Raw genomic sequence first — 8,284 nt, 5'->3', positions numbered from 1 at the left:
AGCAAAGCGCAACGGATTTCCATGGATTCGCTAGGGGCTATTTTTAGCCATCTGCCCGATGCCGGACAGGTCCGCTCCGATCTCTTTAGTGCGGCTTCTGCCCTGCGTAATATGGATATTACAGCGATTTTGACGGCTGAGCGCACTCAGGATTATGGCGATATCAGTCGCTTTGGTGTGGAAGAATTTGTGGCTGATAATGTGGTCATTTTGAGAAATGTCCTGGCTGAAGAAAAACGCCGACGCACCATCGAGGTCTTGAAATATCGGGGTACCGGCCACCAAAAGGGTGAGTTTCCGTTTACGGTACTGCGGGGTCAGGGCATTATTATCATTCCCCTCTCGGCGATTGAGCTAGAGCAGCGTTCGTCTAATGTACGCATTACCTCAGGCAGTGCTGAGCTAGACCGCATTTGTGGCGGTGGCTTTTTTCGAGATTCAATTCTTCTGGTGTCGGGGGCAACAGGAACGGGCAAGACGCTGATGGTGACTGAGTTTATGGCTGGGGGCGTGGCCAATGATGAACGCTGCCTACTCTTTGCCTTTGAAGAAAGTCGCGACCAGCTCTTTCGCAATGCCACAGGCTGGGGCGTCGACTATGAACAGATGGAGCGCGATGGAAAACTCAAGGTGGTGTGTCGCTATCCTGAAACCACCGGCTTAGAAGACCACATGGTCAAAATAAAAGAAGATATGGATTCTTTTAAGCCTAACCGGGTGGCCATTGACAGTTTGTCAGCGTTAGAAAGAGTCTCCACCCTGCGGAGTTTTCGAGAGTTTATTATTAGTTTGACCTCTCACATTAAACAAAGTGAGGTAGCGGGACTATTTACATCAACCACACCTAGCCTAGTGGGAGGTACATCCATTACAGAAGCCCATATTTCGACCATTACCGATTCGATTATTTTGTTGCGATATGTCGAAATGTATGGCGAAGTGCGCCGGGGGCTAACGGTCTTAAAAATGCGGGGATCAATGCATGATAAAGATATTCGAGAATTTACCATCGATCATCAAGGCATGCACATTGGTCGTCCTTTTCGAAATGTCACTGGTATCTTAACCGGCAATCCAGTCTATCTAAATCAAGTTGAAATCGATCGCATGGGTGAACTTTTCCAAGATAGTGGATCGTAGGTGCATACTTTTAGTTGAGGACACTATGGGGAGCCTGAGCACCTTGACACCTGAATCTATAGCCTCTGATCAGTTTTTTACCCTCATTCACAAAAATGCGGATGGGATGCTGGTGGTGGATGAGCAGGGGATCATGCAGTTTGTGAACCCGGCGGCTGAAGTCCTCCTAGGTCGATCTGGAAAAGATTTGCTGGGAGAACCTCTGGGCTTTCCGTTGATGACTGACGAAAAGGTGGAAGTGGATGTTCAGTCCCATACTCAAAAACCTTTGGTGGCAGAGCTACGCACGGTCAAAATTGTTTGGGATCAACAGCCCGCTTTTCTGATTTCCCTGAGGGACATTACTGAACGCAAAGCCTTAGAAACAGATCTCAAAGCCCGCTCAGATGCGCTGCAGTCTGCTGTCAGTGAGTTAGAGGTTTTTTCCCATATGGTGTCCCATGACCTATGGAATCAGATGCGCCGCATTGGACAACTCAATCAGGCGTTATTACAGGGTGAGCAGTCTAGCATGAGCGATCAGGGCAAAGCCCAAGCCCAACAAATTCAGACTATTAGCGAGCAAACCAGGGCCTCTATCGAGGGCTTGCTCCAATTTTCGCGCATTAGCCAGATGGAAATGGCCTGCTCCTGGCTGCGCATTCATGACTTAGTGAAAGAGCTGACAGAACAGCTCCAACTGGTGTATGGATACCGCACTGTCCGGATGTCTAAAGCGTCCAGCACAAAGGTATATGTTGATAAGCGATTATTGAGGGTCGCTTTGGATAACCTGTTGGAAAATGCTTGGAAGTACACCAAAACTCAGGAAACACCTGAAATTCAGTTTTGTCAGCTGTCAGCGTCACAACAGCCGAAATCAATGCCAGAGGCGGCTAAACAGCTCAACTATGGTCTTTTTATGCTTCAGGACAATGGCATTGGCTTCAACATGGCCGATATTGATGACTTATTTCGGCCATTTCGTCGATTGCCATCGGCTAAGACGTTTGAGGGCAACGGCATTGGGCTGGCAACAGTACAACGGATTATCCATCGCCATGGGGGGCACATTTGGGCAAAAAGCACTCCGAATGCAGGATCAATGTTTTATTTCACACTACCTCTACAGCCTTAGCAGACAGTGACCCCCTGATTCCATGCTTGGGTGGGGAATCGAGTTTGAGCAAAGATTTGGTCTGAATTTAGCTATTAAGTATTTAACCCAAGCCCTTGAATATATCGTTTACTTTTATGAGAATCGTAAATTTAATGTTTTCTTTAGATTCTTCTTGACCTGGTGTCTCATTTTTTTCGGGCGGTATCTTAAATGCCAAATTGAATTGGCTGAATTCCCTAGCGCTATCAGGAAAATTGACAGCTACAGTCCAGGTCATAACGTTTTAAGCCAAATAGCGTAACTGGAGGAATTCTTAAGCAAATATAAAGAAGCCATGGTAGTCTAACGATGGATGAAAGTTCTCAAGTTCTCTTTTTGAGGGATGGGCGTATGGATACGAGCCTGCTGAGATTGATCTGGTCAGTCGTTGAGGAAACTCCGGCTGCCCATTTACGGAGAAAGGGGGAGAGGGATCGGATGCGGCTCTTGCTCAAAAAAATTGATAGTCGAGTTATTCTGTCCCCACAGGAACGCTCCCAAGTGCAGCAATATTTGATGGAGCGCTCTGCTTTAATTCAAGAGATTTGTCTCGAGCAGGCCATGTAGTTGGTGAGGGTGTGGTTGATAATGGGGACATGGACTACACCCCCTCACAGACAATTCCAACCGTATTAATCATTGATGACTCACCGGAAGACAGGGATATTTTTCGGCGTTTTTTGAATCAAGATCCCAAAGCTACCTATCGCATCCTGGAAGCAGAGTCTGGGGAAGAGGGCATACAGCAGCTAGATCAGCTACAGATGCAGTCGGGTTGTAACCTAGTTTTGCTTGACTTTTACCTGCCTGATATGACGGGTGTAGATATCCTGAGGCAGATAAAACAGCAGTCGATGGCTATGCCAGTTCTGATGCTGACGGGGTTAGGTGATGAACAGATGGCAACCCAGGCGCTACGACTAGGGGCTCAAGACTATATCGTCAAGCAACAACTCACGGCTGAGGTTTTGCAATTTGCGGTGCGCACAGCCCTGAGACAGTCAAAACTGCAGATACAGCTGTCCACCTATGAAGCTCAACAAACGCTAATTCGAGATATTGCACTGCGGATTCGGCAAAGTCTTAACCTACAAGATATTCTGCAGCGGGCTGTGGTTGAGGTTAAACAGCTTTTGCACTGCGATCGCGTCATCATTTACCGATTTTTACCCAATGGTGACGGTGTAGTCGAAGTCGAAGCGCTTCAGCCCGGATGGATGTCTATTCTGGGCAAGGTAATTCATGAACCCTGTCTAGCGGGTGGTTGGAATCAAAAATACTTACAAGGTGAAACAACCGCTATTGAGGACATTAATACCGCTGATCTAGAGTCGTGTCATCACGATTTATTAGCGCGGCTTCAAGTTCGAGCTAATTTAGTTATTCCCATTGCTATCTCATCTCCCCACCCATCAGATGAGACTCTTGCGCTAGCCGATGTTGAGGGGCATGACGAGAGCATTCTGTGGGGTTTACTCATTGCCCATCATTGTACGAGTGCCCGACAGTGGCAACGGCTAGAGACACAGCTACTAGAGCAATTGGCAGCCCAGCTATCCATCGCCATTCAGCAGGCAGAGCTCTATCAACAAATGCACCTGAGCAATCAGCGGCTAGAAGCCACGGTGCAGGCTCGGACAGCGGCTCTAAAACAGGCCAATGCAGAGTTATGCAGATTAAATGAATCCCTCAGGGTCTCCAATCAAGACCTGGAACAGTTTGCCTATATTGCATCCCACGATTTACGAGAGCCCCTGCGCAAGGTAAAAAGTTTTGCTGAGCTGTTGGCTAAACGGTATCAGGGGCAGCTGGATGAGACCGCCGATCGCTATATTCACTACGTTACTGACGGTGCCGTCAGAATGCAAACGCTGATCAATGACCTACTGGCTTACTCCCGCTGGGGGAAACAGACTCTGGGTAAAGCACCCACCGATCTTAATCAAGTATTGAGTCGGACCTTAGAAACCTTAAGTGAAACAATTCATCAGAAGCAGGCTGTTGTGAGCGCTAACGTACTGCCGGTTCTATCCGTAGATGCCTTACAAATTGAGCAGGTTTTTAAGAATTTACTCGATAATGCCCTGAAGTACAGCCGTGATGATTGCCCACCTCGCATCACGATTACGGCTGAAGATCGGGGCACCGACTGGCGACTCACGGTGCAAGATAATGGGATTGGTATTGCAGCCGAATTTTGCGATCGCATCTTTATCCTGTTTCAGCGTCTCCATACCCAGAGCGAATATTCGGGTACTGGCATCGGGTTAGCCATCTGCAAAAAAATTATCGAACGCCACGGGGGAGAAATCGGCATAACGTCCACACCCCATCACGGAGCGACATTTTGGTTTACGCTGCCGTCACCCTCTGGCGCAGGAAAGGAGCCAACTCATCAGACTTAGAAGTCGAAAATTTAATATTTTCTTTAGGATTATGACTTGACAAAGTTTCGACCTTTTGAAAATGCAGTTATCACTTTGCCTGAGAAACGATGGAAACAGTTGATTTTAGATGGCACAAACACTGTCATGCCGCCACAGATCCATAGAATCCTTCTGCTAAACCCGCACAGACAGAGCAATCTGGCAAACTTAAATCTAAAGACAACCCTGTAAATAGCTGTATACATATGCGAAAAGTACTAACTTAAGTTAAGGAGTATTGATAAATAAGTCAGCAATGACAGAGTTTTTCATTGGTTTGACTCGGCCCTGGCCGTTTGGCTTTTGCGGTTGAAATGCTCCTAGGCCAGATGTAGGGGGCAAATCACCCTCATAAAAAACGATAAAACTTTAAACCCTTTAAAACCCCTTTAAAAATACACGTTATGAAAAATGCGATAGACCCTTTACCAGCAAACGTTTCTGGACGCATCACCTGCGGTTACCTTAATTCCACTGCCGGATTACAGGTGGTTCGAATTACCAATATTCCCAACTGGTATTTTGAGCGCGTTGTTTTTCCTGGTCAACAGCTTGTTTTCCAGGCCTTTCCAGAGGCACTTTTAGAAATCCATACCTGCGAGATGGTAACAACCATTTTGGCTGATCGTATTCCCTGTACAAGTCTCCGCTGCGCCGAGTATTTAGAGTTGCCCGTCAAAAACAGCGCCCACCAAACGATAGCCAGGTAACAATGAAGCACTGTGAATGGTCTCTAATGACCACGATGATAGCTATCAACTTTTTTATCATCGCTCTGCTGGTAAAAGTGGCTAGTTTCTAAGTCACACCTATGCCTTTAGCAGAGAATTAAGTCAAGACGGCGAGCATGCGGTTGCTAAGCATGCTCAATTTCCTTTTTTTAAACCAAAAACAGCACATTAACCTAATTTTTTGGCCGTCTGATAGATTTGTTTTTAATTTAGATTTGAGTCTATAAATTTGTGCATAGCCCAGCTATCTTTTTGACTTGGGTTACAAAAGGCCTAGATGGCAATAGCTTTTGTAAAATCTAAAAAAAATTATTAGGAACACATAGTTGCATGATCTATGTGTTATTCTTAACAAAAGTTAATAGATTTAATGGGAATCGTTTATTACAAATGTTTCCCACGTTTTAATAGAGGAAGATTAGACATAGTCTTCCGTTTTTCCCCAAAGCGCTGGCCAGCATTTTACTTGCTACTTTCAATAATTTTTGCAGCTCTCACATGGGTTCAGGCATTGCTTTGTTCTTATGACGTGCTGCTTTTGATTGATGGCGTGATATTTGTCTGTTTATGGAGTAAAAGGGTGAAAATAGATCTGCAGCTGGGACTTATCCGGGTTAAGGGTGTCTGTGAATAGTTCATCAGGCCGTCCCATTGAAATTTTGCTGGTTGAGGACGATGTCGGTGACATTGAACTCACTCGTGAAGCCATGCTGGATTCCAAAATCACCGTAAATCTCAACGTTGTTCAAGACGGTATTCAGGCGCTGTCTTACCTAAGACGACAGGCTAACTATGGTAGTACCGTGACGCCGGATCTGGTGCTGCTCGATCTCAATCTGCCCCGTAAAGATGGGCGAGAAGTGCTTCAAGAAATCAAAGAAGACTCAGCGCTTAAGCATATCCCCGTAATTGTCTTAACCACCTCTGACACTGAAGAAGACATTCTGCGCTCCTATGCGCTGGGAGTTAATTGCTACGTACAGAAACCTGTTGGCATGGCAGAGTTCATGCGTATTGTTCAGGTGCTAGAAGATTTCTGGTTCACCATTGTTAAACTTCCTCCCCATTAGTGCCCCCCCTCTTTGCTCTCCGTTGCCCCCTATGACTGTAATTACCCCCCAAAGAAAATCAACCGTTGAACCGTTGAACATCCTCTTAATCGAAGATGATCAGGGGGATCGAGACCTGGCTTTGGCCTATCTTAAAGCTGATCGTAGCCATCTGTATCAGGTTACCTGGGCGGAATCTTTAGAAGTTGGGTTAGAGAAACTGCATCAGGCCAGCTTTGATGCCATCATTGTCGATCTGGTGCTGCCTGATAGTCGGGGGGTGAGTACGGCGGCTAAAATTTGTGCCCAAAGTCAGGGTATCCCCGTCATTGTCTCCAGCTATTTTGATGAAAATGCCCTGGCTACCAAGGTGATTGAGCTGGGAGCCCAGGACTATCTTGCCAAGGACCACATGGATGACATCACCCTGGGGCAAACGATTCATCGGGCGATTGCGCGGGTAAAGCACCATACTGCAGATGTGGCGGGGGTGCGATCGCAAGCTCCTCTCACCGCCGAACGACAACAGCTTCAAACCGATATCCAGCGACTAGAATCAGCCACCGCCACGATTCAGGCTCTCTCAGCACAAACCCTGGATCTTAATACCCTGCGGCAACAGCTAATCGCTACCCTCTCCCAGGAGTGTCGCAGCCCGGCCACGGTGATCTTACTGGCAACCAGTACTTTAAAGACCTATGAGCAGCAGCTAGAAGATGGCCAGTATCTGTCTCACCTGCAACGCATTGAAGCCGCCGTTCAGCAACTGATGCGGCTGATCGATAACGCCCTAACGTTGAAACAAGCCCACTCCCAGACATCCCTTGCCCCAATTCAGCCAATCAATCTTCAACACCTCGGTCAAACCGTTATTTCTCAGATACAGACGACGATTGCCCCTAGCCTAACGCTAAATGTATTAGGAGACTGCACAGCGGTTTGCTTAGATCAGAGGACAACAGAACAGATTTTAGTCCAGCTATTAACCAATGCAGTCAGGTATTCTGACTCATCCACCTCTGTTGACGTTACGCTGCAATGCAGTACCCGATGGGTCAAAATTCAAGTCAGCGATCAGGGCCAGGGGATTCCGGTTGCTGAACAAAGTCAGATCTTTGATGCGTTCTATCGAGCGAGTAATGTTCAGGATTTACGCGGAGCCGGCCTGGGATTAACCATTGTCAAAGCTCTTGTCGATCTGTGTGACGGTCGGATCACGCTGGATAGTATTGTCGATGAAGGTACCACCGTAACTGTTCAGCTGCCAATCTCAAGATAGTAGGGGGCAGGCAGCTTTCTCAGCCAGACATCTTTTCACCCTTGTTAAGATGTTTGCCGATCATAGTCAACAGCTCTTTCGGTTCAGGCGGTTTAACCAAAAACTCAGTGGCACCGGCCATACTTGCACGGGCACGGTCAACGGGCTTACTCCGGCCTGTCAAAATAATAATCGGCGTATGTTTAAAGACAGGTGTGTCCCTGAGAAATCGACAAATGCTGTAGCCATCAGCATGGGGCAACATCACGTCAAGCAGGATTAGACTGGGCATATGCTCAATCAATTGCGAAAACCCCTGCATCGGTTCTTGAATAATCAAGGTACGGTACCCACCGGTTGATAAGATTTTTTTGAGGCTATGGGCAAGTACCGGACTGTCATCAATACAGGCGATCAAAGGGCCACCTGTATTATCGCTCGATAACCTCACCTCAGGCTGGGGTGAGGTTGCGACAGTCATTGAGACAGCTGGGGGCTCAGCCGGTTTTGCAGAAATGGGCGGTGGTGGAGTTGTCCTGGGG

The 8,284-nt window shown here is 47.1% G+C and carries 8 protein-coding genes; 7 read left to right on the top strand and 1 reads right to left on the bottom strand.

What is annotated here, in order from left to right; genetic code table 11:
* The 7 genes from kaiC to IQ260_RS23110 form a co-directional block, all read left to right on the top strand.
* A partial coding sequence (gene kaiC, locus IQ260_RS23140) for a circadian clock protein KaiC (RefSeq protein ID WP_193995447.1) occupies nucleotides 1-1,140 on the top strand: 1,140 nt, incomplete at its 5' end.
* A gap of 25 nt (nucleotides 1,141-1,165) precedes the next feature.
* Nucleotides 1,166-2,257 carry a PAS domain-containing sensor histidine kinase gene (locus IQ260_RS23135; RefSeq protein ID WP_228016366.1) on the top strand — a complete coding sequence of 364 codons (1,092 nt, stop codon included), beginning with the start codon at nucleotides 1,166-1,168 and terminating at the stop codon, nucleotides 2,255-2,257.
* A 330-nt stretch (nucleotides 2,258-2,587) separates the two neighbouring features.
* Nucleotides 2,588-2,845: a hypothetical protein gene (locus IQ260_RS23130; protein WP_193995445.1), complete on the top strand. Its 258-nt coding sequence runs from the start codon at nucleotides 2,588-2,590 to the stop codon at nucleotides 2,843-2,845.
* Nucleotides 2,846-2,874: 29 nt separating this feature from the next.
* The gene (locus tag IQ260_RS23125; RefSeq protein ID WP_228016365.1) at nucleotides 2,875-4,683 is read left to right on the top strand and encodes a hybrid sensor histidine kinase/response regulator; all 1,809 of its coding nucleotides are present in this window, start codon (nucleotides 2,875-2,877) and stop codon (nucleotides 4,681-4,683) included.
* A 425-nt stretch (nucleotides 4,684-5,108) separates the two neighbouring features.
* Nucleotides 5,109-5,414, top strand: coding sequence for a DUF1830 domain-containing protein (locus IQ260_RS23120; RefSeq protein ID WP_193995443.1), 306 nt, complete (start codon nucleotides 5,109-5,111; stop codon nucleotides 5,412-5,414).
* 647 nt (nucleotides 5,415-6,061) lie between these two features.
* Complete coding sequence (locus IQ260_RS23115) at nucleotides 6,062-6,505, top strand: response regulator (RefSeq protein WP_322745028.1); 444 nt, start codon at nucleotides 6,062-6,064, stop codon at nucleotides 6,503-6,505.
* Nucleotides 6,506-6,536: 31 nt separating this feature from the next.
* Nucleotides 6,537-7,763: an ATP-binding response regulator gene (locus IQ260_RS23110; RefSeq protein WP_193995441.1), complete on the top strand. Its 1,227-nt coding sequence runs from the start codon at nucleotides 6,537-6,539 to the stop codon at nucleotides 7,761-7,763.
* A 19-nt stretch (nucleotides 7,764-7,782) separates the two neighbouring features.
* On the opposite strand, the gene IQ260_RS23105 is transcribed toward IQ260_RS23110, so the two are convergent.
* The coding region (locus IQ260_RS23105) for a response regulator (RefSeq protein WP_193995440.1) at nucleotides 7,783-8,284 on the bottom strand (502 nt) is incomplete at its 5' end.

The sequence above is a fragment of the Leptolyngbya cf. ectocarpi LEGE 11479 genome, assembly GCF_015207065.1.
In the GTDB taxonomy this organism is placed as follows: domain Bacteria; phylum Cyanobacteriota; class Cyanobacteriia; order Phormidesmidales; family Phormidesmidaceae; genus Leptothoe; species Leptothoe ectocarpi.
This window is presented reverse-complemented; position numbering and strand designations above follow the sequence as displayed.